This window comes from Corynebacterium nasorum, assembly GCF_032821635.1.
Classification (GTDB): Bacteria; Actinomycetota; Actinomycetes; order Mycobacteriales; family Mycobacteriaceae; genus Corynebacterium; species Corynebacterium kefirresidentii.
The window spans coordinates 39,789-63,882 of the sequence record NZ_JAVBIE010000004.1 but is presented as its reverse complement, the minus strand read 5'-3'; the positions used below and the strand labels follow the sequence as shown (position 1 = coordinate 63,882).

Below are 24,094 nucleotides of genomic sequence, written 5' to 3'. Positions count from 1 at the left end.
TGCACCGATAAGCAAGAAAAGGACTGCACACCATGGCACAAGGAACCGTTAAGTGGTTTAACTCTGAAAAGGGCTACGGCTTTATCGAGCGCGCGGATGGCGCCGGCGATATCTTCGTCCACTACTCCGAGATTCAGGGCAGCGGCTTCCGCACCCTAGAGGAAAATCAGCAGGTCACCTTCGAGGTTGGCTCCGGCCCGAAGGGTGATCAGGCCCAGTCCGTGTCCGTCATCTAGGCGGCCTGTTCTCCCCGCTACGGCGTCTCCGCGTAGCCGCGGCGGGTATCCCACCACTCGGTGAACTTATTCTGCAGCTTCTGCAGGCCCACGCCGATGATGATGGCGGCGATGATGCTGACCACCACGGCGAGTACTGGCGAATTAGAAAAGGCCATGCCGCCGAGATAACCAATGGCCAGCGCCTCGCCAGCCCAGAGGGCGACGCCGATGGTGTCGAAGAAAACAAAGACGATCCACGGGAACCTCATGGACCCCAGCAGGATGGTCATAAACAAGCGTGCTGAAGGGATGAAGCGGGCGATAATAATGGCGGCCCCTCCGCCGCGGCGCATATTTCGCTTGACCCAGTTCAGCCCTTCGTAGGCCTTAGATCCCTTTGGCACGCGCTTAAGCAAGGGCATAAACCGCGTGCCTAGCAGGAAACAGAGATTATCGCCCATCATGGCGGCGATGAGCGCCACGAAGAACATGGTGGGCAGGTGGGGGAAGCCCTGCGAGCCGGACCAGGCGCCGGCCATATTGAGCGGGATTTCTGACGGCAGGACGGGGAAGAAGCAGTCACCAAAGATCAGCGCGGCGACCAGCGGGTAGATCCACTCTGTGGACATGACGGTTTCGATCCACATAGTGATTGTGTCGACCATGAATCCTCCCCGGGTGTCGGCTTAGGTGTGCTATCGTGCCCCACAATGCTTTCACAGTTACTGGGCATTCTAAGTAGGCCAGTATAGACCCGTTCCGTGGGGGTACATAGTGCCCCTGAAAACGACCTTTTGGCAGAACCGCGTATATGGTGCGAGAAAGGAAACACAGATCAACTGTGTACGCTAGGGGCGATTGCTGAAAGCGTGCATACCTTATTGTTCGCATCATCGAAAGGGATGAAGTCGAAGTGGCAGAAGCAGCCGGGCCGGGAAAGACCTTGGTGATCGTCGAGTCGGCGACGAAGGCGAAGAAGATTCAGCCTTACCTCGGAGATAACTACATCGTGGAGGCCTCCGTGGGCCATATCCGCGATCTTCCCCGCGGCGCTGCGGACGTGCCGGCTAAGTATAAGAAGGAATCCTGGGCGCGCCTCGGCGTGAACCCGGAGGATGACTTCGCCCCGCTATATGTGGTGAGCCCCGATAAGAAGAAGAAAGTCGCGGACCTAAAGTCCAAACTGAAGCAGTGCGATCAGCTTTACCTCGCAACAGACCCCGACCGCGAGGGCGAGGCCATCGCCTGGCACCTGCTTGAGGTCTTAAAACCCAAGGTTCCGGTACGCCGCATGGTGTTCAACGAGATCACCAAATCCGCCATCCTGGAGGCGGCGGATAATACGCGCGATCTGGATTACAACCTTATCGACGCCCAGGAAACCCGCCGCATCCTTGACCGTCTCTACGGCTACGAGGTCTCCCCGGTGCTGTGGAAGAAGGTCATGCCGCGGCTTTCTGCCGGCCGCGTGCAGTCGGTGGCTACCCGCGTCATCGTCGAGCGCGAGCGCGAGCGCATGGCGTTTATCCCTGCGGATTATTGGGATCTAGCCGCCACGCTAGATACCGGCGCTGCGGATGCGGATAATCCCGCTACGTTCGACGCCCGCCTCACAGCCGTCAATAGCAAGCGCGTGGCCCTGGGCCGCGACTTTGATGACCGCGGAAACGTGAAGAGCAAAGACGTCATCGTCATCACCGAGCCGCAGGCCAAGGCGTTAGAAACCGCACTGAGCGGCGCGGACATGCAGGTCGCTGGTGTCGAGCACAAGCCTTATACACGCAAGCCTTATGCGCCGTTTATGACCTCTACGCTGCAGCAGGAGGCCGGCCGCCGCCTGCACTTTACCTCCGAGCGCACCATGCGCATTGCGCAGCGCCTGTACGAAAACGGCCACATTACTTATATGCGTACTGACTCCACTTCGCTGTCCAAGCAGGGCCTATCAGCTGCGCGCAACTCCGCCACCAGCATCTATGGCGCAGAGTACGTTTCTGATTCCCCGCGTGTTTATGACCGCAAGGTGAAAAACTCCCAAGAAGCCCACGAGGCCATCCGCCCGGCTGGCGAGACCTTCGCCACCCCGGGCCAGCTTTCCGGCCAATTGGATGCGGAGGAGTTTAAGCTCTATGACCTGATTTGGAAGCGCACCGTCGCCTCCCAGATGGCCGATGCCAAGGGAACCTCCATGAAGGTCACCGTGGCTGGCACCGCCACCACGGATAATGGCAGCTATGACGTGGAATTCTCCGCCACCGGCCGCACCATTACCTTCCCGGGTTTCCTGAAGGCCTATGGCGCGGATGACGCCAAGGGTGACAAGAAGGGCGAGACCCACCTGCCGCATTTGGAAGAGGGTCGCGCCCTGAACGCCAAGGAGGTCTCCGCCGAGGGCCACTCCACCAACCCGCCGGCGCGCTATACCGAGGCCAGCCTGGTCAAGAAGATGGAAGACCTGGGCATCGGCCGCCCGTCCACGTATGCGTCCATTATCAAGACCATCCAGGACCGCGGCTATGTGGTCTCGCGCGGCAATGCGCTGGTGCCATCGTGGGTTGCCTTTGCCGTCGTGGGACTGTTGGAGGAGAACTTCACCGAGCTGGTCGACTATGACTTCACCTCTTCTATGGAGGATGAGCTGGACCAGATTGCTACCGGTATCGAGGACGGCACCGCCTGGCTCAACGGCTTTTATTTCGGCAACGCCGAGGCCAACGAGCAAAAGGCAGCCTCCATTGCCCGCCACGGTGGCTTGAAATCGCTTATCGACGTCAACCTAGAAGCCATCGATGCCCGCAAGGTCAACTCCCTGCGCCTTTACACCGATACCGAGGGCCGTGATGTCTTCGTCCGCGTGGGTCGCTATGGCCCGTATATCGAGCGCGCCGTCGGCACCAATGACGACGGCAGCATCGAGTACCAGCGCGCCAACCTCTCTGAAACCGTCACTCCGGACGGCTTGAACGAGGAGCTGGCGGAAAAACTCTTTGCCACCCCACAGGGCGGCCGCGAACTGGGTGAAAACCCGGCAAATGGGCGCATGATTGTGGCTAAGGAGGGCCGCTTCGGCCCGTATGTCACCGAGGTGGTCCGCGATGATGAGCGGGAGAAGGCCGAGGGTGAGGCCGAAGAGGTCGTCGCCAAGGAGCGGGCCGAGGAGGACAAGCAACGCGCCGAGGAAGGCAAGCGCGCCAAGAATTGGGAGACCAAGACGGCCGCAAAGCAGAAGGAAAAGCGCGTCAAGGAGTACATCGAGAATAAGCTGAAGCCGGGTACGGCCTCGCTGTTTAGCTCGATGGAGCCCTCTACGGTGACTCTCGAAGAAGCCCTCCAGCTGCTGTCCCTGCCGCGCGAGGTGGGCGAGGACGACGGCGTGATGATCACCGCCCAAAATGGCCGCTACGGCCCGTACTTGAAGAAGGGGACCGATTCGCGCTCTTTGGCCAAGGAAGAGCAGATCTTCACCATCACCTTGGACGAGGCCCGCCGCATCTATGCCGAGCCGAAGCGTCGCGGCCGCGCCGCGGCCCAGCCGCCGATCAAGCAGCTGGGCGATAATGACGTCTCCGGCAAGCCCATGACCGTCAAGGATGGCCGCTTCGGCCCGTACGTCACCGACGGCACCACCAACGCCTCCCTGCGCCGCGGCGATGATCCAGAGCAGCTTACCGACGCCCGTGCGAACGAGCTCCTCTCCGAGCGCCGCGCCAAGGAAGCATCCGGCGAAACCAAGAAGAAGTCCACCAAGAAGTCCTCTAAGAAGACGACCAAGAAGAAGACGACTAAGAAGGCCACCAAAAAGTCCACGAAGAAGGCCGGCAAGAAGGCAACCAAGAAACCATCGCCCGGCACGAAGAACGTGGTGAAGGCCGGCTCGCGCAAGAAATAACCGCGTAAGGTGGCGGGCATGAACGATTTTCTTGCCCGCACCCAGGAAGGCGCTGCGGCCCTGCGGCGCGCCGTATCCGATATCAGCGCACAGCCGCAGCTTATCGCCTCGGTCCGCGAAGACCCCGCCGTTGGCGCCGGTATCCTAGCCGGGGTCATCGCCCAAGTGGAAAAGGCCCGCACCCTGACTCGTCCTTCGGCGCTGGGCGTGGCGGCTGTAACGGCGAACCACGCCGCCTATGCCTGGAGCCTGTATCGCCGCGGCGCGCGCAACGATGCCCTGGGCTGGGGCCTGCGCGCGGCCGCATGGGGTGCGGGCGTTGCCGCTACCCGTAGCCAGCCGACGTCCGCCGCAGTGGCAGTGGGTGGCGCGGCCGTGCTTGCCACCTCGGCGCTGGCGGGCGACCCAGTGCTGCGCACCGACGCCGGCAAAGGCATGAGTCACGGCGCTAATGTGCTCGTCGCGGCCGAGGGGCTAACCGCCTTGCGTGCGGCGCTGAAGCAGCGCAAGCACAAGGCGCGGCTAGTGTGCGCGGCCGAAACCGGCGCCCTAGTTATCGGCCATCTGCTGCTGATTGACGGCCTTCACCGCACCCGGTAACTGCGGCTGCATCGTCGGACCATAGGAAAGGCGGCGGTGCACCGCCTCGAAGGGGCCGCGGCGGCCGCAGGCCTCCAGCACGCAGGCGAAGATGAGAGTGGCCAACCACACCGCGAAGGCCATCACCGCTTGGCCGAAGGCCCCCAGCTCGTGACCGAAGTTCAGCATAAACGGGTGCACGAGGCAGAAAAAGAGGATGGACTGCCCCACATAGCCGCTCATGGAGCGCTTGCCCAGCGCCGCAAAGGGCCATAACACTGCGGGCAGCGGTGCCCCGGCCGAAAGTCGCTCCTGTACTGGCTGCAGCACCAACGCGAGCCCGGCCAGGATGCCGGGGCCAGTGAAGACGCCGAGGAAAGAGTTGGCATTATTGGCTGCATTCGCCCAGCGCTGCTCGATGACCCCAAGCGTGCTCAAAGACCACAAGGTACCGATAACCACGGTAATGACCACCGCGACGGCCACCCAGCGCAGGAGGGTGGGGCGGTGGGAAGGGACGTCGGCAAGCACGCCTTGGCGCGCCCACACAAAGCCCACCAGCATGACGGGCAGGTACATCAATAAAATGATCGGCGTGGCCAAGGCCTGGCTGCCTAGGGTGACAAGCTGGCTGAGCAGCAAATCGGGGTAGGACTCGATGGTGCCGATGCCCTCCGTGGCCACCACGCCGAGGGGATCCAGCGCGCCGGAAATGAAGGCCACAATCCCGCCCAGCGCGCATAGTGCGAATAGAATATAGGCCACGCGCATGAGGGAGGAATCCCGCTTGCGCAGCAGGAATGCAATCACGATTCCGGCCACGCCATAGAAGAACATGATGTCGCCCCAAAACAGCAGCACCATGTGCGCCGCTCCCATCACCGCCAAGAAGGCATAGCGCTTGGCGATGACCCTGCGCGCCCCCTGCACCGGAAACCCGCGCCGCCACAGACTCAGCGCGATGAGCCCCACGCCAAAACCCAGCAGGGTGGAAAACATGGGCAGGCCGCGGTTGTGGACAAAGAAGGCGGCGAAGACGACGGCCGCCTTATCCCACACGCTGCCATCGATGATGCCGCCGAAATAACTTGCTGGCCGGTCGGTGGTGATGATCCACGCCGTGGTCATATTGGCCATGGCGATGCCTAGAAGGGCCATGCCGCGCGCCACATCGGGCACGATCATGCGGGGCCGGGGAGCTGAGCTCACTTAAAAACCTCGTTATACCTCGGAACGTTCTGCCAGGGTAGCGCGGATAGGGCGAGCCAGCTGGGTCATGCGGTGACGGCCGCGCAGCTCAATGGATTTCATCATAGTCCAGCGGGCCTGCTCGGCCTCGTTAGCGGTTTTGAGCGTGGCGGCGTTGGTCAATACTTGGCCCGGGGTGTCCTTGGCCAGCTCGGTCAGGCGCGCGGCCTCGTTGACGGCATCACCGATGACGGTGTATTCAAAGCGATCGGCGCCGCCGATGTGCCCGGCGACAACGTGCCCCGCGGCCACGCCGATGCCGGCTTGCAACTCGAGTCCGCGCAATTCGCCGCGTAGCTCGCGGGCGGCCTGCAGGGCCATGGAGGTGGAATCATAAACGTTGAGGGGAGCGCCAAAGACAGCGAGGGCTGCATCGCCCTGGAATTTATTGATAATTCCTTTATTGCGGTGTACCACCTTGACGACGTGCTCGAAGAACTTATTGAGCTCCTCCACAACTTCTTCGGGGGAGTGGTTAACGGCAAACGTGGTGGAACCGATGACGTCAATAAAAAGCACCGCTACTTTGCGGTCCTCTCCGCCTAATTCTGGGCGTTCCTCCAGCGCACGTTGGGCCACCTCGCTGCCGACGTAGCGGCCGAAAATATCGCGCACGCGGTTGCGCTCCCGCAGGCCACGCATCATTTCATTAAAACCGGCCTGCAGCACGCCTAGCTCGGATCCGTCATAGATATCGACCTCGGCATTGGTCTCACCGCGGCGCACCCGATTGATGGCGTTCTGTAGCTCCACAATCGGGTCCACGACGCTCATCACCGCAAAGCTGGTGCCGATAAAACCGGTAGCCAGAGCGGTAAGCGCCAAGGCGGTGATGGCGGGAACTAGAGCGCCGGCGGTTCCAGGGAAAAGCCCGGTGAGCTGGGCAATCAGTACCAGGAGAATGCCGATCAGTGGCACACCGGAAGTCATGAGCCAGGTGGATATCAGGCGGTATTTGATGGGTGGCTCGAGCGTGGAATCCTCAAAGCGCCGTGCCACCGCCTGGGCGGCAACCGGGCGCACGAGGCGCTCTGCCTGCAGGTAGGTCAGGATGATAACCACCAAGCCGGCCAAGGTAGCGGATACGCCTACGACAAGCCCCAAGCGGCCGGATTCGCGCCCGGAAATGACCACGGCCAAAATGATGCCGATGAGCCATACCGCGGCCGCCACTGCGGACTGGTAGACGGGGATGCGCAGCACCAGGTTGCGCACCATATTTGGATCGTGCTCGTCCGGGTTGCGCTGCCAGTCCAGCACCGGGCGGAAGAGCAGGAGGGTTACGGCAATTCCGATAATCACGGCGAAGATGAGGTACACCGCGGCGACACCCATCAAGCTTGGCAGCTCGGCGGCAAAGTCCTTGATTTCCGGCATGGGAAGGAAATAGAGAACGAATGTCATGATCGCGATGGCGCCGATGAGGTTCGCACCGAGGACTAAGGCAGCGTAGACCGGCCATTGGGTTCCCATGAGCCATCGTGCGCCGCGCAATAGTCTGTTCATGTCTTCATACTTTAGTAAGACCAGTAGGCTAGGGCGAGTGAATACCGGAAGCGTTGCGCAAAGATTGGCAGATACCCCAGGCGTGGCCCGCACCATCCTGGATGCCGCTCGGGCAGCTCGGGGGATGCCGGGGGCAGACCCGCGGGCAATGAGCCATTCCTGGCTATTTACCGGCCCGCCGGGCTCCGGCCGATCCCTGGCCGCCCTCGATTTTGCTGCCGCACTCATGTGCACGGACCCGGAAGAGCCGGGCTGCGGCCGGTGCGAGGCCTGCCAGGCGGTGCTGGATGCGAAGCAGCATACTGACTTGGTGCTGGTGGACCCGCAGGAAGTCATCATTCCGGTGGATACGGTGCGCGACGTCATCGGCCGCGCCGCGAGCCTGCCCACGGTGGCGCCCTGGCGCGTAGTGATCTTCAACAATGCCGACCGCCTCAATAATAACGGTGCGAATGCCCTGCTCAAGACCGTGGAAGAACCGCCGGCGCGCACAGTGATCATCATGTGTGCTCCTTCCGACGCCCCCGAGGACTTCTCCCAGACCCTCCGCTCGCGCTGCCGCCACCTCTACATTCCTTCCCCGTCCGTAGAGAGCATTACCGCCCAGCTGGTCAGCGAGGGCGCCTCGGATCACGACGCCCACTTGGCCGCCCTCACCTCCCTCCGCCACGTCGGCAGGGCGCGGCGCCTCGTCAACGACCCGGCGGTACAAAAGCGCCGCGCGGTGGCCATCAACCTGGCAGAAGAGGTCTTCCACGGCTCCCAAGGCTTTCAGGCGGTCACCTCGCTGCTGAAATTGGTCGACTCGGAGGCGAAGGAATCGCATAAGGAACAAGAAGAAGCCGAACTGGCGAAGCTGGAGCAGACCCTCGGCGTAGGTGCGAAGGGCAAAGGCGCGGCTAAAGCGCAGCGCGATGCCCGATCCGCCATTAAGGAACTGCAGGAGCAGCACAAGAAGCGGGCGAAGCGGCGCGTGATCGACAACCTGGATTTAGTACTTATCGATCTCTCCGGTGTGTACCGCGATGCGCTCATGCAGAAAGTTGGCGCGCAGGTGGACCTGACCCACCCGGACTTCGCCGGTCTTTCTGGCGAGCTAGCGCAACGCGTGAGTGAGGAAGGTCTGCTGGACTGCCAGGCCGCCATCACGTTGTGCCGCGAGCAGCTCACACAAAACGTCGGCACGCAGATTGCCTTCGACGGGTTGGTGGGCCGGCTGCGTCGCGCGTGCCTATAAGCGGGTGCGTAGTCGGGGGCCGATTTCTATTCCGCGGCGCCCCTAGGTTAAACTTTCTCTTGCTGCACTGGCATATGCCAAGCAGCGTGCCGCCTTAGCTCAGTCGGTAGAGCATTTCACTCGTAATGAAAAGGTCGCGAGTTCGATTCTCGCAGGCGGCTCCACAGTGGCCGCAGGTTATCTGGCCTGCGGCCTTTCGCCGTTGTGGGCACGGCAGTGGGTGCAGAGCGTTAAGCCTCGCCGTGGTTGTGCAGTAGGCGCGGGACCACCTTGCCGGTGGCGTTGCGCGGCGGCTGGGATAGGAAGTGCACATCGCGCGGCACGGAGTGATCGGCGAGCTTGGTGCGGACCCACTCGCGGATGGCGTCGGCCGTGAGAGCCTTTCCGGTGGCGTCGGCAGTAGGCACCGCCCACACGGCGATGCGCTGGAAGGTCTCGCTATCTTCCACGCCACCGGCATGGACCTCGTGGATGCCGGGCATGGCTTCGAGGACCTCGGTAACGGATTGCGGGTGAACATTCTCGCCGCCGACGATGATCATGTCATCGGCGCGGCCGACCACGTGCAAGAAATCATGCTCGTCGATATAGCCCAAGTCACCGATGGAGATGAGCCCGTCCACCTTATTGAGCCGCAGGTTGGGGTTGGTATAGCCGGTCATTGCGGTGGAGTTGGTCAGGTAAATCTCGCCCACCTCTCCGCGTGCAACCGGGCGGCCTTCTCCCTATAGCCACCGCGAGCTCAACCTGCCGCAGATTCGCAAGCAGTTTGCGGACCGCACCGCCCCACAAATCGAACGCATCAAGCGCGCGGCCCCGAACGCCCGCGTCCAGATCGTTGGCTACCCCACCATCGGTTCTGGCCCGTACTACTGCCTCTTCCACTTCGGTCCGCGCCCGGCCGACCCCACCTTCCTGCCGCCAATCCAGGACTTTGAGAATAAGGCACAGTGGATGCAGGTGGACCTGGCGGCACGCACTGGCGTGCAGTTCTTGGATATGAAACCTTCCACCCGCAATAACGGCATGTGCGCCGATGCAAACCAGCGCATGTGGGCTGGTCTGGTGGACTTTACTGGTGGTGACGGCAACCTGCCCATCCACATGAACCAGCGCGGCCACGAGCATACGGCCAACGTCATCGCCCGCTCTTAAAAAGAGTTTTCAATAATGCGCCGGTTTTGAAAATATAGGTACGCTCGGGCGCATGACTGTAAAAGCTGTTATTGCCCGCTCCAAGGGTGCGGAAGTCGAGACCGTCAATATTGTTGTCCCCGACCCCGGCCCTAATGACGTCATCGTGCGCGTGCAGGCCTGCGGCGTATGCCACACCGACCTTGCTTACCGCGATGGCGATATTGAAGACGCCTTCCCGTTCCTGCTCGGCCACGAGGCCGCAGGCGTGGTGGAGACCGTAGGCTCTGCGGTCACCCACGTAGAGGAGGGCGACTTTGTCATTTTGAATTGGCGCGCCGTGTGCGGCGAGTGCCGCGCCTGCAAGAAGGGCGAGCCAAAGTACTGCTTCAATACCCACAACGCCTCTAAGAAGATGACCCTCGAGGACGGCACCGAGCTCACCCCTGCGCTGGGCATCGGTTCCTTCGCTGAGAAGACCCTGGTGCACGAGGGCCAGTGCACTAAGGTGGAAGACACCGACCCAGCCGCTGCCGGCTTGTTGGGCTGTGGCATCATGGCGGGCCTCGGCGCGGCCGTGAATACCGGTGATATCCAGCTCGGCGAGTCCGTTGCCGTCGTTGGCTGCGGCGGCGTCGGAATGGCCGCCATTGCGGGTGCCAAGCTGGCAGCCGCGGCAAAGATCATCGCCGTGGACATTGACGAATCCAAGCTGGAAACCGCCCGCGAATTCGGCGCGACCGATACTATCTGCTCCAAGGATCTGTCGGAACAGGAAGTCATCGACGCCGTCCGCGAGCTCACCGGCGGCTTCGGCACCGACGTTTCCATCGACGCCGTGGGTATCCAGCCCACCTGGCGCCAGGCCTTCTACTCCCGCGACCACGCCGGCCGCATGGTCATGGTGGGCGTGCCTAACCTCACCGACCACGTGGATATCCCCGCCATCGACCTCTACGGCCGCGGCGGTTCCATCAAGCCAGCGTGGTACGGCGATTGCCTCCCGGAGCGCGATTTCCCCGCTTATGTAGCGCTATCCAAGGCCGGAAATTTCCCGCTGGACAAGTTCGTTTCCGAGCGCATTGCGCTTGACGACGTCGAGCAGGCCTTCGCCACCATGAAGTCCGGCAAGGTCCTGCGTTCGGTGGTGGAGTTTTAATGCGCATCGATAGCACGGTTACTTCTGGCAAGTTCCGCCTCGACGGCGGCGAGTGGGACGTGGATAATAACGTCTACGTCGTGGGCGATGACTCCAATGTCTATGTGGTGGATCCCTCTCACGATCTCGATGCCGTAGCGGAGCTGGTAGGTGATCGCCACGTGGAAGGTATCCTGCTCACCCACGCGCACAACGATCACTGCGAGCTCGCACCCGAGGCCGCCAAGCGCTTCGATACCGAGGTTTATCTGCACCCGGACGATGACATGCTGTGGCAGGAGTCCAATGGCGATGCCCCGTATACGCCGCTTGCGGATCGCGGTCAGTTCGATATTGGCGGCGAGAAGATTACGGTCTACCACACCCCGGGTCACTCGCCGGGCTGCGTGGTGCTGCACGTGGGCGAGACGCTGCTGTCGGGCGATACGCTCTTCAACGGCGGCCCCGGTGCCACCGGCCGCAAGTACTCCGACTTCGATGTGATCATCGAGTCGCTGAAGAACGTCGTCTTCACCCTGCCGGAGGACACCAAGGTTCTGCCGGGGCATGGCGACGCCACCACGGTGGGCGCGGAGGCTGCGCGCATCGACGAATACATCGAGCGCGGCTACTAGCCTCTAGTACGCCCGCAGGTACTCGCCGTAGCCGGACTTAAGCAGCGGCTCGGCGAGTGCTTCTAGCTGGGCGCGGTCGATAAAGCCCGCCTCATAGGCAGCAACCTCGGGCGATCCGATAACGATCCCGGTGCGCTTTTGCATCACCTCAACATAGGCGGAAGCCTCACTCATAGAGTCCACCGTGCCGGTATCGAGCCAGACGCTACCGCGGTGCAGCCGCTGAACATTCAGCTCGTCGCGGCGCAGGTACTCCTCATTGACGGCCGTGATTTCCAATTCGCCGCGGCCGCTGGGCTGGATGCCCTTGGCAATGTCCACGACGGAGTTGTCATAGAAATACAAGCCCACCACCGCGTGATTCGACCGCGGAACCTCCGGCTTCTCTTCGATGCTGAGCGCATGCCCCGCAGCGTCGAATTCCACCACGCCGTAGCGCTGCGGATCCGAGACCTCGTAGGCGAAGATGATGCCACCCTCCGGATCCTGGCAGTGGGTGAGCTCGCCGCCGAAGCCGTGGAAGATATTATCGCCGAGCACCAGTGCGACGCTATCGTCTCCAATAAAATCCTCGCCAATCAAGAAGGCCTGCGCGAGCCCCTCCGGCCGCGGCTGGACCGCATAATCGATCATGAGTCCGAGCTGGGAGCCGTCACCAAAGAGGCGTTGGAAGGCACCCGCATCCTCCGGGGTGGTGATGATGAGGATTTCCCGAATACCCGCCTGGATGAGCGTGGTCAGCGGATAGTAAATCATCGGCTTGTCATAGATGGGCATGAGTTGTTTCGAGATGCCCTTGGTAATCGGGTAGAGCCGCGTGCCGGAACCGCCGGCCAGGATGATGCCTTTCATTTAATCCTCCGGGTAGAGCGCTAGGTACAGGGCCAGGGCGGCGCGCCAATTCTGCGGCTTGAAGCCGGTGGCCTCGATTTTATCCAGCGCAAACGTCGATTCCTTGGGCCGCGGCGCCTCCGGTCCCGCGATTTCGCGGTACTGCTCGGTCGTCACTGGCGTGACCTCGGACGGATCGTGGCCGAGCCCGATGAATACCGCCATGGCAATCTCATCGCGGCCCACGGTATCGCCCGAATTGGATAGGTTATACACGCCGTAGTCCGCGTCGGACTTGAGCAGGTGCACGATGCCCTTGGCTAGGTCCTCGGCAAACGTGGGGCGGCCGCGCTGATCATGGATGACCTTCGGCTCCACGCCCTTATTAGCCAGCCGGCGCATGGTGGACATGAAATTCTCGCCATCACCAAAGACCCACGAGGTGCGAATGACGTAGTGCTGCGGCGCAGTCTGCGCGGCGGTATCACCCGCGGCTTTCGACGCCCCGTACGCACTGAGCGGCGACGGCAACTCCGCCTCGGTGTGGACCTCGTTCGCCCCATCGAAGATATAGTCGCTCGAGACATGCACCAGCGTGATCTGGTTTTCTGCGGCGATGCGTGCCAGCTTTGCCGGCCCTTCCGCGTTGACGGCCCACGCGGCGGCGCGGTCGTTTTCGGCGCCGTTGACGTCGTTATATGCCGCGCAGTTAATGATGGTCGAGTACTGCTTCCAATTTCGCTCTGGCGGATTGGTGATGTCGAAGTCGGCGTGGGAGCAAAATTCGGCGTCGCCAAGCAGGCGCTTCAGCGCCCTCCCCAACTGCCCATTCGCACCCGTGACGAGGATGCGCCGGGCGGGCATCGGGCTCACCTCTTCGAGGCTGGGGTGCTGCTTGTCTTTCTCCGAAATCTCGGTGAGCTCTAATGGCCAGTCCACGATGTCGAGGTTCACCGCGGCATAGCGCGCCTCGGCCGACCAGTGCTCATTGACCAAGTAACTATAAGAGGTATCCTCCAGCGCTTGAAAGCCATTGGCGACGCCTCGCGGCACAAACACCGCCGTCTCCGGCCCAATCTCGTGGGTAATAACCTCGCCGAAGCTCTCCGACCCCTCGCGCAGGTCGCACCACGCACCAAAAATCTTGCCCTGCGCCACCGAGATGAGCTTGTCCCAAGGCTCGGCGTGCAGCCCGCGGGTAGCGCCGGCGTGGTTGAAGGAAATATTGTTCTGCACCGGCTGAAAGCTCGCGAGTTCGGGCGCGAGACCGGTGAGCTTTTCCCGCTGCCAATTTTCTTTGAACCAGCCGCGATTGTCCCCGTGCACGTCGAGGTCGATGATGAGTAGTCCCGCGATGGCGGTTTCAGTTATGTGCATGTCTACTGTCCTTGCTGCTTGTAGCGGGTCTCTACGTCTTCTTTCTCGGGCTTCCACCAGTCTTCGTTATCGCGGTACCACGCGATGGTGTCTTCGAGGCCGGCGCGGATATCCGTAAACCGCGGGGCCCAGCCCAGCTCGCGGCGAAGCTTGGTGGCATCCATGGCATAGCGCTGATCATGGCCGGGGCGGTCCGCCACGTGCTCATAGAGGGCGCGCCCATCGCGGGTGTGGCCCATAATTTCGCAGATAAGCTCGATGACCTGCTTATTGCTGATATCCGGCTGATCCGCGCCGATAGTGTAGGTCTCTCCAATCCGGCCGCGCTCTAGGATGGCGAGCACTGCCTCGTTGTGGTCATCGACATGAATCCAATCGCGGACCTGCTCGCCCGTCCCATAAAGCTTGGGCGTGCGGCCGGAGAGAATATTGGTGATCTGGCGGGGAATGAACTTCTCGATGTGCTGATACGGCCCATAATTATTGGAGCAATTCGAGATGGTGGCGCGCAGCCCAAAAGAACGCACCCATGCGCGCACGAGGTGGTCAGAACCTGCCTTGGTGGCGGAGTACGGGCTGGAGGGGGCGTAGGCGGTGTTCTCGTCAAACTTGGTTTCTGCCCCAATCTCGAGATCACCGAAAACCTCGTCGGTGGAGACATGGTGGAAGCGGGTATCGTGCTTCCGGCACGCCTCCAACAGCGTGAACGTGCCCACGATATTCGTGTGGAGGAAGGGGGAGGGGTCACGCAAAGAATTGTCATTATGGGATTCGGCGGCGAAGTGAACTACTACATCGGCGGCAGCGACGAGTGGTTCTACCGTCGCAGAATCGGCGATATCACCCTCGACGAAGTCAATATCCAGATCGGCGAGGTTGGCGCGGTTTCCGGCGTAAGTGAGCTTGTCAAGCACCGTAACGCGGGTATCGGGGCGCGCCTGGCGCATGAGGCGCACGAAATTGGCGCCGATAAAACCGGCGCCGCCAGTGACGAGCATCGTTTGCATGGTTATCCAGTGTAGGGCAGTCGGACGGGCTGCTGTGGCAGGCCGCGGGCCCGCGCGCAAGAGGTCAGGCCGCGCCCGGGGGAGACGGTGGTGGCGAGGGCGGATCAGTGAGCCTGCGTGCCGGGGCTTGTTCCGCGGCGGGGTGGTCGTTGACCTCTACTGTGGGCGATAGCCCGCTCGCGTGCGCGGCCCGGTAGCCTACCCGGCCGGTGGCGGGGTCTCGCTCGGCGTGACCCATTCCGTTGCGGCCATCGCGGTAGTCGTTATTGTCTACGTGGTGGCGCCGGCACAGCAGCGTGAGGTTCTTGAGGTCGGTGGCGCCACCGTGAGACCAAGCCTGCAGATGGTGGACATCGCAGTCCTGCCAGGGGCGGTGGCACTCGGGGTGGGTGCAGACAAGCTCGGAGGCCGCGAGGGCGAGCTTCTGCCAGAGGGAAGCGGTGCGTTTGGTGCGGCCAAGTTCGAGGGGAAAGCCCTTCTCATCCACCGCACAGAAGAAATCGTGCTGCGCGGCACCCAAGCGGAGGAGATCGAGCGGAGAAAGCTCGATGCCGGTGCTGGTGGCGAAGCGGGTATCGCCGCCCATCGCCTCCAGTTCCTCCAAGGTGGTGGCGACGAAGAAAGAGCCAAGGCCCGCTGAGTCCTTTTGGGTGGCAGAAAGGTAGCTCGACAAGGCAGCGGTCAATTGGTCCGCCATGCGCTGGGCATAAGTGCGGGTATCATCCTCGGCGCTGAGATCGTCGCTGCCTTTATTTTTGGCGGGAGCAAAAGCGCTGGCGAGGATGGCGGCCGCGGAGGCGTCGAGGTATCCGGAGATATGCACACCGCCGTCAGCATCTTGGCGGGAGATGCTAAAGCGCCGCTTGCGGGTAGCGGCGTGCGGATCGGGCTCGCCGGCAGGATTGAGGGCGTGCTTATTCGCCTTGCGAACTGCCTTACGCAGCCACTCGCGTAAGGAATCGAAGGAGCGGCGCTTGGCCTGCTCGAGGGCCTGGTTGCGCAGCTCGCTTGGGCCGGGGATGGCGTACTTGCTGAGGCTGCGCAGCTCATTCTCGATGAGGTTAAGGATGCGCTCAGGGATAGGCTCTTCTTCGAAAAGCTTCTTGCGGCGCTTTTCCTCTTCGCGGCGCTCGCGGTCGGCGCGGCGGCGGGCTAATTCCTCGGCCTGTGCGCGTGTGGCGTCATCGGCATCGGGATCAGCAGGTGGGGGAGTGGGCTCCGGTTCGGGGATAGGGGCAAATAGGTTGCGCCCGTTGCGCAGGCGGGCGGCGGCTTCGGACTCGCTAAGACCTAGACGGGCGGTCAGGTAGTCCTTGGCCTTGGAGGAGCCCACGCGGCGGCCGGCGTCATCGCGCTCCGCGATGAAGGCGAAGGCAGCGTCAATAGCGGCCTTGTTGCCCAGGGCCCTTTCCAGGTGCTCGAAATGAGGGTGAAGAAGCTCGAAAGAGAGGTCGGAGGGATCCTGCATGAGGCCGCGCAATTGGGTTAACCCGGCGGCAACTTGGGCGATGGCGGAGTCTATCTCCGCGTGTTTGGTGGTCTGCATAATCCCTCCCTTCCCGTTCGTTTACATGTTCTATTCTACCTAGATAAAACACCCCGTCAACAGGAAAGAAGGGATTGGTCAATAGATTAGACAATCCCCAAAGAGCCGCAGGGTCAAGCCCACGAAACGGGGCCCAAACCACTAACTCGGGAAGGAGGGAAGGGCCGTGTGGTTGAGCCAAGCGTCTACGGTGGCGTCGAAAAGCGCGGCGTCAGGAGCGGCGGCGCGGAAGGAATTTAGCAACATGGAAGGCTCCACCACCGAATGCTGGTGCTCGGTGAGGTAGCTGCGGAGGGTGCTAAAGAAGGCGTCGCCAAGCAGGCGGTGAATGGCGTGCACGGTCAAAGCACCGCGCTTATACACGCGGTCATCGAACATATCGCGCGCACCCGGATCGGAAACGGTGAGGTTCTGCGCCTTGCGGCCTAGGACGTTGTAGTGGGACCGTGCTGCCTCGCGCGCGGTGGTCTCGCCCTTGTGCTCGGCCCATAACCACTCGCTGTAGCAGGCAAAGCCCTCATTGAGCCAGATATCCTTCCACTCGCCTAGGCCCACGGAATTGCCAAACCACTGGTGGGAAAGCTCATGCGCGATAAGGCGCTCGAAGGCGTGGTCTCCCTTCACATGGTTGGATCCAAAGATAGAAAGCCCCTGCGCTTCGAGCGGAATCTCCAACTCATCTTCCGTGATGACCACCTGGTAATCCGCAAACGGGTAGGGGCCATAAATGGAGGTAAAGAAGTCCACCATCTCCTGCTGCTGGGCAAATTCACTCAGCACCCGCTCGCGCAGCGTGGCTGGAGCCCAAGCCCGAGTGGAAGGGCCCAAGGCAAAGCTGGAAAACTCACCTACCTGCACCGTAGCCAGGTAGGTGGCCATGGGCTGGCGGGTACGGTAATGCCAGCGCGTGGTGGAGCCGCCCGCCCTGCGGGAGACGAGGTCGCCATTAGACACAACGATAAAGGGATCATCGGCCGTAATGATGATGTCATAGAGCGCCTTTTCAGACGGTGTATCGTCGCAGGGGAACCAGCTCGGCGCGCCATTGGGCTGGCTGGCTACCAGCGAGCCGGACTCGGTTTCTTCCCAACCAATCTCGCCCCAGGTGGTGCGGATGGGGCGAGGGCTACCGCCATAGCGAATAACCAGCTCAAACTCCGTACAGGCGGCGATTTCTGCAGCGAAACGAAGACGCAACTTACCGGAAGACTGGCGGAACTTTGCCACCCGCGGTGCACCCTTCGCGGTCACGCGACGGGCCACCATCGCCCCGCCCAAATCCAAGGTCAAAGACGTTAAATCGGCGGTCGCTCGGATTGCTAAAACGGCCTCGCCGTGGAGCAAGTTGGGCTCCACGCGGTAGGTCAGATCCAGCGTGTAGTGGGACACCTCAAATCCGAGGTTAAAATCCACGCCGGTATAAGGGTCAGTGTGGGTACGCGAAAGGGCGGTAGGAAGCAACTTCATAATGCTGCAAGCCTACCGCCCTTTTAGCCGCGGAAAGAAACGAGCTTATTTATTGAAAGCGCGCTCGAAGACCGGCCAAGAATCCTTGAGGTCCGCAATCCAGTGCGGCCAGGAGTGGGTGCCGGTATTGCGGAAGTTATAGGTAGCCGGGATGCCAGCCTGGTCCAACTTGGCCTTGAAGTTGTGGGTGCAGTAGTTCACGCCAGCTTCGATGGCACCGCCCTCACCCTGCAGGACAGCGGAGCCTGCCGCGGCCGCCGCAGGGTTCGTGCCCTGAGCCACGTGATAGGAGAAGGTATCCTCCTTGCCGGCCAGACCGGAACCGGAGGAGATGTACAGCTCCGTGCCGCGCAGCTTCTCGTGGTTCATCATCGCATCGTTATAGCGGTTGGTGGGGGAACCGAAGGGGCCCCACATCTGCTCTGCGGAAGCGCCACCGCGGTTAACGGTGAGCTCAACGGCCTTGTGCTCTACCGGATAGGCGGTAGCCGCACAGCCGGCGTAGGAACCAACGGCGTCATAGAAGCCTTGGTTATGCTCCGCCAGTAGCAGGGAGGAGGTAGCGGACATGGACATACCCGCGATGGCGCGGTGGTTATCGGCCTTGATGTGTCCCTCGATAGCGCCCGGCAGTTCCTTGGTGAGGAAGGTTTCCCACTTCTGCGGGCCCTTAAGATACTGGGAGTTCGGCTCGGATACCCAGTCGGTGTAGTAGGAGAAGGCACCAGCCTGCGGGATGACCACGTTGACGTTCTTGGAGTGGTAAAAATCCACGGCATCGGAAAGCTTCAGCCAGTCCATGTCCTGCTCCGCGCCGCCTGCGCCATTAAGCAGGTAGATGGTCGGGCGGTTCTCATCCGTCGCGCGAATGACAGCCAGCGGAATCTTGCGGCCGTTCATAGCCGGGGAGGTGGCCTGCAGCTTATCGACGCGCGGATCGTCCTTGTACTTCTGGTACCAGGTCTGCTGCTCCAACTCCGGGGTGACCTCTAGTGGGGCCAGGGTGGACTGGGCGGCGTTGCCTGCTACCTGCTGCGGGGTGAGCTGTGCGGCGCCCGTCATCGGGGCGCTAGCCAAGCCTGCGCACACTGCGGTGGCGGCCAGGATGGAGCTAAGACGCTTCATTGTGCTTCTTTCCTGTAGTTAATGAACTCGTTGATTATACTTCTGCGCTACTTATTCCGCAGCGCCGGCAGCCTCTGGAGCTTCGGCTTCCTTGCCCTCGACGAAGTCCTTATCAGGGGACTGGTCAGCGGCGCTCGGGGCGTCCTTGATCTGCGCATTTTCCTGAGCCTGCGGCGCATCGATGGAAAGCTCGTTGGGCTTTACTTCCGGCTCGGCCGGAGCTTCTGCGGCGTCCTTGTTAAAGCCACGCTCGAAGGTCTTCCACGAGGAGAAGATGTCATCGCGCCAGCCCGGCCAGGAGTGGGTGCCGGTATTGCGGAAGTTCCAATCCGCCTTCATGCCCTGGGAATCCATCTTGGCCTTGAGATCGTGGGTGCAGGAGCTCATAGCAGCCTCGATGACGCCGCCCTCCACGATGAGGGTGGACGATCCCTTAGCGCCCCAGTCATTGGCACCGCCCAAACCGCTATTCACGGAGACGTAGGTCTCGGATGGGCCCAAATTCTTCGGGGTGGCATTGACCAATGCGTCGTTGTACACGTTGTACTCACTGCCCATAGCGCCCCACATCTGATCGGCCGAGCCGCCGCCGCGGTTGACAGTCAGCTGGGTGTACAGGCGCGGCAGCGGGCGAGAGGTAGCCGCGCAGCCGGAGAAGGAGCCCACCGCGTTGTAGAAGCCCGGGTTGTGCTCCGCCAGCAGCAGGGAGGAGGTAGCGGCCATGGACATGCCAGCGATGCCGCGCTTGCCATTGCCTCCGATATGATCCTCTAGAGCGCCTGGCAGCTCCTTGGTCAGGAAGGTCTCCCACTTCTGTGGGCCCTTGAGGTAGCCGGCATCCGGCGTAGAAACCCAGTCAGTGTAGTAGGAGAAGGCACCGGCCTGTGGGATGACCACATTGACGTCCTTGGACGTGTAGAAATCCACCATGTCCTGCACGCCCTCTTGCTCTGGGTTGACGTCGCGCTTCGCGGTGGCGGTGATCCAGTCCATGCCCTGCTCAGCGCCGCCCGCGCCGTTGAGTAGGTACAGGGTGGGGCGCTTCTTTTCAAAGTTGCCGTCTGGGGAGATGACCGCAAGCGGGACCTCGCGGCCACCCATGGCGGCGGAGGTAGCCGTCATGACCTTGACGTGGTTGCCGTAGTGGTTGCCCTGGGCGCTCTTGTGGCCGAAGGCATAACCCTTCCACTTGTCCTTGTCCTTTAGTCCGGCAATATCTACCACGCGGTTTTCGCCCTCGGTGGTGATGGCGTAGTTGATATTTTCCGGATCTGCCGAGTCAGTGAGGTTTACCTCGCGGATGGTGGATGGGGTGGCGTCCCCCTGAATCTTGGCCGGCTCGACGGCGGAGGCGATAGGGGCGGAGAGGACTCCTGCCGCGATGGCGATGCCTGCGACGCTGGAGCCGATAGAGCGCAAAGTATGCATATTTTTAGCTTCCTCGAGTTAAGAGAATCTTCTCAGTAGGTATCGTTCCGCATAGCGGGAGTGTTAGCAAGACTCTATGCCTTAATAGCCCTTTTAATGTAGCAAAACCTGTGACGCATGTGGTTTGTGTGTCATAATTCTGAACGCAGCGCTAACCCAGCGCTCATGTAACGGCGGCGCTACAATTCCCGTTAGTTCTAAACGTGTGAATAGTGCGGTCCCATCCGCGGGCCCATCCCTCGCTCTAGGCAAAAACAGAAAGAAGAAAAATGAACGTTTTCGATTCCATCCTCGTATCCATCAACGAAGTTCTGGGCCAGTTCCTGCATATGGGTTCCTCCATGTCCTCCAACGCTGCCCTGGCTCTCGGCCTGTTCTAAAATACCGAGCCCATAGCCCTGCACGACGTCGCGCGCTTGCCGACGTCACCGTGCAGGGCCTTTGTGCGTTTTACCCCCGAAGCGTGGGGTACACGGGCAAAAGAGTGTGACCCAATGCGCGACATGGAGGGGAAAGTTACGTATCCTGTAGGGCGTGACTAATGAACATTATGACGTAGTAGTACTCGGCGCGGGCCCTGGCGGCTACGTGGCCGCCATCCGTGCAGCTCAGCTTGGTAAGAAAGTTGCCGTAATCGAGAAGCAGTACTGGGGTGGTGTCTGCCTCAACGTAGGCTGCATCCCTTCCAAGGCACTGCTGAAGAACGCTGAGGTTGCCCACACCTTCAACCATGAAGCAAAGGACTTCGGCATCTCCGGCGATGTTTCCTTCGACTTCGGTGTAGCCCACAAGCGTTCCCGCAAGGTTTCCGCGGGCATCGTCAAGGGCGTTCATTACCTGATGAAGAAGAACAAGATCACCGAGATCAACGGCCTTGGCTCCTTCAAAGATGAGAAGACTATTGAAATCACTGACGGCGATGACAAGGGCAAGACCGTCACCTTCGATGACTGCATCATCGCTACCGGCTCCGTGGTCAAGTCCCTGCCGGGCGTAGAGCTCGGCGGCAACATCGTGTCCTACGAGGAGCAGATCCTCAACGATGAGGCCCCGAAGTCCATGGTTATCGTCGGCGCTGGCGCCATCGGCATGGAATTTGCTTATGTTCTGTCCAACTACGGCGTGGACGTCACCATCGTGGAGTTCATGGACCGCGTCCTGCCGAACGAGGACAAGGACGTCTCCAAGGCCATTGCCAAGGAGTACAAGAAGCTCGGCGTCAAGCTGCTGACCGGCTACAAGACCACCTCCGTGAAGGACAACGGCGATAATGTCACCGTTGAGGTCGAGTCCAAGGATGGCTCCAAGCAGGACACCCTCACCGTGGACCGCGCCATGATTTCCATCGGCTTCGCCCCACGTACCGAGGGCTTCGGCCTGGAGAACACCGGCGTTGAGCTCACCGAGCGCGGCGCCATCGCCATCGATGACACCATGCGCACCAACGTGGACCACATCTACGCCATCGGTGACGTCACCGCGAAGCTGCAGCTCGCACACGTTGCTGAGGCACAGGGCGTTGTCGCCGCAGAGACCATCGCCGGCGTGGAGACCCAGCTTCTGGGTGACTACATGAACATGCCGCGCGCTACCTTCTGCAACCCGCAGGTCGCTTCCTTCGGCTACACCGAAGAGGCCGCAAAGGAGAAGTTCGCGGACCGCGATATCAAGGTCGCTACCTTCCCGTTCTCCGCCAACGGCAAGGCTGCCGGTCTCAACGAGACCGCGGGCTTTGTCAAGCTCATTGCGGATGGCGAGTATGGCGAGCTCATCGGCGGCCACATGGTCGGCTCCAATGTCTCCGAGCTGCTGCCGGAGCTGACCTTGGCGCAGCGCTTCGACCTCACCGCTGAGGAAATCGGCCGCAACGTTCACACCCACCCGACCCTCTCTGAGGCCATGAAGGAAGCTGCCGAGGGCATCGGCGGCCACATGATTAACCTCTAAGCAGGGGCGCTTGGCGACGTCGCCTTGAGCGCAACACCCACGGCACCGCGCCGTCCCCCGCCCACCGGGCAAAGGGACCGCGGTGCCGTTTTGTATGTCTACGCCCCCGAAAAGGCTCGTCGTGGTGATGTGTAACTAGTACGGTGCCACCGCTGAGCGGTGGGCATCGATGCTGATGACCTCGTTAATGGGTGGGAAGGCGCGCTGCGCACAATTCTCGCGCGGGCAGGTGCGGCAACCGGAGCCGATAGGGGTAGCAGAAGAGAGATCTTTGAGGTCGAGACCTTCTGCGTAGACGGTGCGGTCGGCGTGGCGAGCCTCGCAGCCCAGGCCAATGGCGAAAAGCTTATTGGTATCGCCAAAGCGGCCTTGATGGTGCTGTACCGCGCGGGAGATCCACAGGTAATTGCGGCCATCGGGCATCTGGGCCAACTGACGGGAAATAATGCCCGGCTGGGTGAAGGTCTCGTAGACATTCCACAGCGGGCAGGTGCCGCCATTATTGGAAAAGTGCACGCCGGTGGCGGATTGTCGCTTGGACATGTTTCCGGCGCGGTCGACGCGGACGAAGGTAAAAGGAATGCCGCGCAGGTTATCGCGCTGCAGGGTGGACAGCCGAGAGGCGACGGATTCATAGCCCACTCCGAAGACCTGGCAGAGGTATTCCACGTCGTAGCCGGAGCGTTCAGCCTCAGAATGTAGCAGGGTATAGGGCATCACGGTGGCGGCGGCGAAGTAGCTGGCCAATCCGCGTTGTGCTAGGTTACGCGAGGCATCCGAGGTAAACGGCTCATTTTTTACCAAAGATGCGATCTCCTCGCCAGCCTCGAGGAAGCTCAGCTCCGCGGCCATGCGGAAGGCGCGTTGCCCTTCGCTTAAGCGCGAGGCGAGCCGAAATTCGCCGGTCTCGCGGTCGAAGCTGTGCAGCGTGCCATCCATCTGTGAGGTGATGTGAATGTCTACGTTGTGGAGATCGCGCAGGCGCTGGGCTAGGGCATGTTCGGTGTCGCGGATGCCGAATTGGGTGACCGAGAGGGCGTCGGCAAGCTGCTCCGCATGGTGGTCCAGGCCGTCCAAGTAGTTCTGGCGGGCATAGAAGAAATCGCGCACCTCATCGTGCGGCATGGACAGTGCCTGGGTGGCCTCGGTGGTGCGGCGGGTATCGGTGGCGAGTGAGAGCTTATCGCGCACATTGCGGTAGCGGCGGTGGACATCCACCAGCGTGCGGGCGACGGTGGGGTGGTTATAGACCAGCTCGGAGAGCTCCTGCAGCTCGACGGGGGAGGGGCACAGCTCCTTGTCCTGGATGACGTCCTGGATCTCCGCGAGGAGGCGCGAGTCATCGTCGCGGGAGAAGAAGGTGGCGTCAACTCCGAAGACCTCGGTGATGCGAAGGAGGACCGGAACGGTAAGTGGCCGAACGTCGTGCTCGATCTGGTTGACGTAGCTGGCCGAAAGGCCCAGCGTGGCGGCTAAGGAAGCCTGGCTGAGATCGCGCTCACGGCGAAGTTGGCGAAGGCGGGATCCCACATACGTCTTACTCATGCCGGAAAGGTTACTGGGTGGCCTGCGCGTGTGCACCTTAATTGCAAAGATCTTGTGAAGAATATTCACCCTCCTGTGGGGAATATGTGGGTTTCATGCGAAAGTTTGACACATAAAGGGGTAAGGGGATCACTCCCGTAACACTTGGTGACCAAGTTCACAACTGGAGGAAGATTTACGCAACGTCAATATTGCGAAATTGCGAGCAGCCAAGGTAGTGGCGTTTTGAATCCGGCC

The 24,094-nt window shown here is 61.4% G+C and carries 18 protein-coding genes, 1 tRNA gene and 2 pseudogenes; 9 read left to right on the top strand and 12 right to left on the bottom strand.

What is annotated here, in order from left to right:
* Positions 1-32 precede the first annotated feature (32 nt).
* Positions 33-236, top strand: coding sequence for a cold-shock protein (locus RAE07_RS04725; protein WP_023020429.1), 204 nt, complete (start codon positions 33-35; stop codon positions 234-236).
* A gap of 17 nt (positions 237-253) precedes the next feature.
* Here RAE07_RS04725 and RAE07_RS04720 read toward each other — a convergent pair whose 3' ends face one another.
* On the bottom strand, positions 254-883 hold the full coding sequence (locus RAE07_RS04720; RefSeq protein ID WP_023020430.1) for a DedA family protein: 630 nt from the start codon (positions 881-883) through the stop codon (positions 254-256).
* A 248-nt stretch (positions 884-1,131) separates the two neighbouring features.
* On the opposite strand from RAE07_RS04720, the gene topA reads away from it, so the two are divergent.
* Together topA and RAE07_RS04710 are read left to right on the top strand one after the other, a co-directional pair.
* Positions 1,132-4,107: a type I DNA topoisomerase gene (gene topA, locus RAE07_RS04715; RefSeq protein WP_317001419.1), complete on the top strand. Its 2,976-nt coding sequence runs from the start codon at positions 1,132-1,134 to the stop codon at positions 4,105-4,107.
* Positions 4,108-4,125: 18 nt separating this feature from the next.
* Positions 4,126-4,707, top strand: a complete 582-nt coding sequence (locus RAE07_RS04710) for a hypothetical protein (protein WP_239207854.1) — start codon at positions 4,126-4,128, stop codon at positions 4,705-4,707.
* Here the strand turns inward: RAE07_RS04710 and RAE07_RS04705 are convergent.
* Both RAE07_RS04705 and RAE07_RS04700 read right to left on the bottom strand, forming a co-directional pair.
* Positions 4,657-5,895: a DUF418 domain-containing protein gene (locus tag RAE07_RS04705; RefSeq protein ID WP_234288133.1), complete on the bottom strand. Its 1,239-nt coding sequence runs from the start codon at positions 5,893-5,895 to the stop codon at positions 4,657-4,659. The genes RAE07_RS04710 and RAE07_RS04705 overlap by 51 nt on opposite strands.
* A 12-nt stretch (positions 5,896-5,907) precedes the next feature.
* The gene (locus RAE07_RS04700) at positions 5,908-7,440 is read right to left on the bottom strand and encodes an adenylate/guanylate cyclase domain-containing protein (protein ID WP_317001418.1); all 1,533 of its coding nucleotides are present in this window, start codon (positions 7,438-7,440) and stop codon (positions 5,908-5,910) included.
* On the opposite strand from RAE07_RS04700, the gene RAE07_RS04695 reads away from it, so the two are divergent.
* The gene (locus tag RAE07_RS04695; protein WP_317001417.1) at positions 7,439-8,677 is read left to right on the top strand and encodes a DNA polymerase III subunit delta'; all 1,239 of its coding nucleotides are present in this window, start codon (positions 7,439-7,441) and stop codon (positions 8,675-8,677) included. The two genes, RAE07_RS04700 and RAE07_RS04695, sit on opposite strands and share 2 nt — an antisense overlap.
* Before the next feature lie 88 nt (positions 8,678-8,765).
* Positions 8,766-8,841, top strand: a tRNA-Thr gene (locus RAE07_RS04690).
* A 66-nt stretch (positions 8,842-8,907) separates the two neighbouring features.
* Here RAE07_RS04690 and RAE07_RS04685 read toward each other — a convergent pair.
* Positions 8,908-9,399: pseudogene (locus RAE07_RS04685) on the bottom strand (AMP-binding enzyme); the annotation flags it as partial.
* A 4-nt stretch (positions 9,400-9,403) separates the two neighbouring features.
* Here RAE07_RS04685 and RAE07_RS11975 point away from each other — a divergent pair.
* From RAE07_RS11975 to RAE07_RS04670, 3 genes and pseudogenes are all read left to right on the top strand, one after another.
* Positions 9,404-9,832 (top strand): annotated as a pseudogene (locus tag RAE07_RS11975) (SGNH/GDSL hydrolase family protein); the annotation flags it as partial.
* A gap of 52 nt (positions 9,833-9,884) precedes the next feature.
* Positions 9,885-10,970 carry an S-(hydroxymethyl)mycothiol dehydrogenase gene (locus tag RAE07_RS04675; protein WP_317001416.1) on the top strand — a complete coding sequence of 362 codons (1,086 nt, stop codon included), beginning with the start codon at positions 9,885-9,887 and terminating at the stop codon, positions 10,968-10,970.
* Positions 10,970-11,584 (top strand): MBL fold metallo-hydrolase, encoded by a 615-nt coding sequence (locus tag RAE07_RS04670; protein WP_086588734.1) that lies wholly within the window; start codon positions 10,970-10,972, stop codon positions 11,582-11,584. The genes RAE07_RS04675 and RAE07_RS04670 overlap by 1 nt, the downstream gene beginning before the upstream one ends.
* A gap of 3 nt (positions 11,585-11,587) precedes the next feature.
* Here RAE07_RS04670 and rfbA read toward each other — a convergent pair whose 3' ends face one another.
* From rfbA to RAE07_RS04635, 7 genes are all read right to left on the bottom strand, one after another.
* Positions 11,588-12,436: a glucose-1-phosphate thymidylyltransferase RfbA gene (gene rfbA, locus RAE07_RS04665; RefSeq protein WP_248099230.1), complete on the bottom strand. Its 849-nt coding sequence runs from the start codon at positions 12,434-12,436 to the stop codon at positions 11,588-11,590.
* Positions 12,437-13,792, bottom strand: a complete 1,356-nt coding sequence (locus RAE07_RS04660; protein WP_317001415.1) for a sugar nucleotide-binding protein — start codon at positions 13,790-13,792, stop codon at positions 12,437-12,439.
* Positions 13,793-13,794: 2 nt separating this feature from the next.
* Positions 13,795-14,790 (bottom strand): dTDP-glucose 4,6-dehydratase, encoded by a 996-nt coding sequence (gene rfbB / locus RAE07_RS04655; protein ID WP_301732952.1) that lies wholly within the window; start codon positions 14,788-14,790, stop codon positions 13,795-13,797.
* A gap of 73 nt (positions 14,791-14,863) precedes the next feature.
* Positions 14,864-16,345 carry an HNH endonuclease signature motif containing protein gene (locus tag RAE07_RS04650; RefSeq protein WP_301732898.1) on the bottom strand — a complete coding sequence of 494 codons (1,482 nt, stop codon included), beginning with the start codon at positions 16,343-16,345 and terminating at the stop codon, positions 14,864-14,866.
* A 141-nt stretch (positions 16,346-16,486) separates the two neighbouring features.
* Positions 16,487-17,812 (bottom strand): M1 family metallopeptidase, encoded by a 1,326-nt coding sequence (locus RAE07_RS04645; RefSeq protein WP_317001413.1) that lies wholly within the window; start codon positions 17,810-17,812, stop codon positions 16,487-16,489.
* A 45-nt stretch (positions 17,813-17,857) separates the two neighbouring features.
* On the bottom strand, positions 17,858-18,937 hold the full coding sequence (locus tag RAE07_RS04640; protein WP_317001412.1) for an alpha/beta hydrolase: 1,080 nt from the start codon (positions 18,935-18,937) through the stop codon (positions 17,858-17,860).
* 51 nt (positions 18,938-18,988) lie between these two features.
* On the bottom strand, positions 18,989-20,365 hold the full coding sequence (locus RAE07_RS04635) for an alpha/beta hydrolase (protein ID WP_023020446.1): 1,377 nt from the start codon (positions 20,363-20,365) through the stop codon (positions 18,989-18,991).
* A gap of 534 nt (positions 20,366-20,899) precedes the next feature.
* On the opposite strand from RAE07_RS04635, the gene lpdA reads away from it, so the two are divergent.
* Complete coding sequence (gene lpdA / locus RAE07_RS04630) at positions 20,900-22,312, top strand: dihydrolipoyl dehydrogenase (protein ID WP_023027802.1); 1,413 nt, start codon at positions 20,900-20,902, stop codon at positions 22,310-22,312.
* A gap of 135 nt (positions 22,313-22,447) precedes the next feature.
* On the opposite strand, the gene ramB is transcribed toward lpdA, so the two are convergent.
* Positions 22,448-23,857: an acetate metabolism transcriptional regulator RamB gene (gene ramB / locus RAE07_RS04625; protein ID WP_200288334.1), complete on the bottom strand. Its 1,410-nt coding sequence runs from the start codon at positions 23,855-23,857 to the stop codon at positions 22,448-22,450.
* Positions 23,858-24,094: the final 237 nt, after the last annotated feature.

Excerpts from the sequence above, each read along its gene's own strand:
- RAE07_RS04675 (WP_317001416.1), top strand. The coding sequence starts at position 9,885 with ATGACTGTAAAAGCTGTTATTGCCCGCTCCAAGGGTGCGGAAGTCGAG.
- RAE07_RS04660 (WP_317001415.1), bottom strand. The coding sequence starts at position 13,792 with ATGCACATAACTGAAACCGCCATCGCGGGACTACTCATCATCGACCTC.
- rfbB (WP_301732952.1), bottom strand. The coding sequence starts at position 14,790 with ATGCTCGTCACTGGCGGCGCCGGTTTTATCGGCGCCAATTTCGTGCGC.
- RAE07_RS04635 (WP_023020446.1), bottom strand. The coding sequence starts at position 20,365 with ATGCATACTTTGCGCTCTATCGGCTCCAGCGTCGCAGGCATCGCCATC.
- RAE07_RS04710 (WP_239207854.1), top strand. The coding sequence starts at position 4,126 with ATGAACGATTTTCTTGCCCGCACCCAGGAAGGCGCTGCGGCCCTGCGG.
- RAE07_RS04645 (WP_317001413.1), bottom strand. The coding sequence starts at position 17,812 with ATGAAGTTGCTTCCTACCGCCCTTTCGCGTACCCACACTGACCCTTAT.
- RAE07_RS04640 (WP_317001412.1), bottom strand. The coding sequence starts at position 18,937 with ATGAAGCGTCTTAGCTCCATCCTGGCCGCCACCGCAGTGTGCGCAGGC.
- RAE07_RS04725 (WP_023020429.1), top strand. The coding sequence starts at position 33 with ATGGCACAAGGAACCGTTAAGTGGTTTAACTCTGAAAAGGGCTACGGC.
- RAE07_RS04650 (WP_301732898.1), bottom strand. The coding sequence starts at position 16,345 with ATGCAGACCACCAAACACGCGGAGATAGACTCCGCCATCGCCCAAGTT.
- ramB (WP_200288334.1), bottom strand. The coding sequence starts at position 23,857 with ATGAGTAAGACGTATGTGGGATCCCGCCTTCGCCAACTTCGCCGTGAG.
- rfbA (WP_248099230.1), bottom strand. The coding sequence starts at position 12,436 with ATGAAAGGCATCATCCTGGCCGGCGGTTCCGGCACGCGGCTCTACCCG.
- RAE07_RS04700 (WP_317001418.1), bottom strand. The coding sequence starts at position 7,440 with ATGAACAGACTATTGCGCGGCGCACGATGGCTCATGGGAACCCAATGG.
- RAE07_RS04695 (WP_317001417.1), top strand. The coding sequence starts at position 7,439 with ATGTCTTCATACTTTAGTAAGACCAGTAGGCTAGGGCGAGTGAATACC.
- RAE07_RS04670 (WP_086588734.1), top strand. The coding sequence starts at position 10,970 with ATGCGCATCGATAGCACGGTTACTTCTGGCAAGTTCCGCCTCGACGGC.
- RAE07_RS04720 (WP_023020430.1), bottom strand. The coding sequence starts at position 883 with ATGGTCGACACAATCACTATGTGGATCGAAACCGTCATGTCCACAGAG.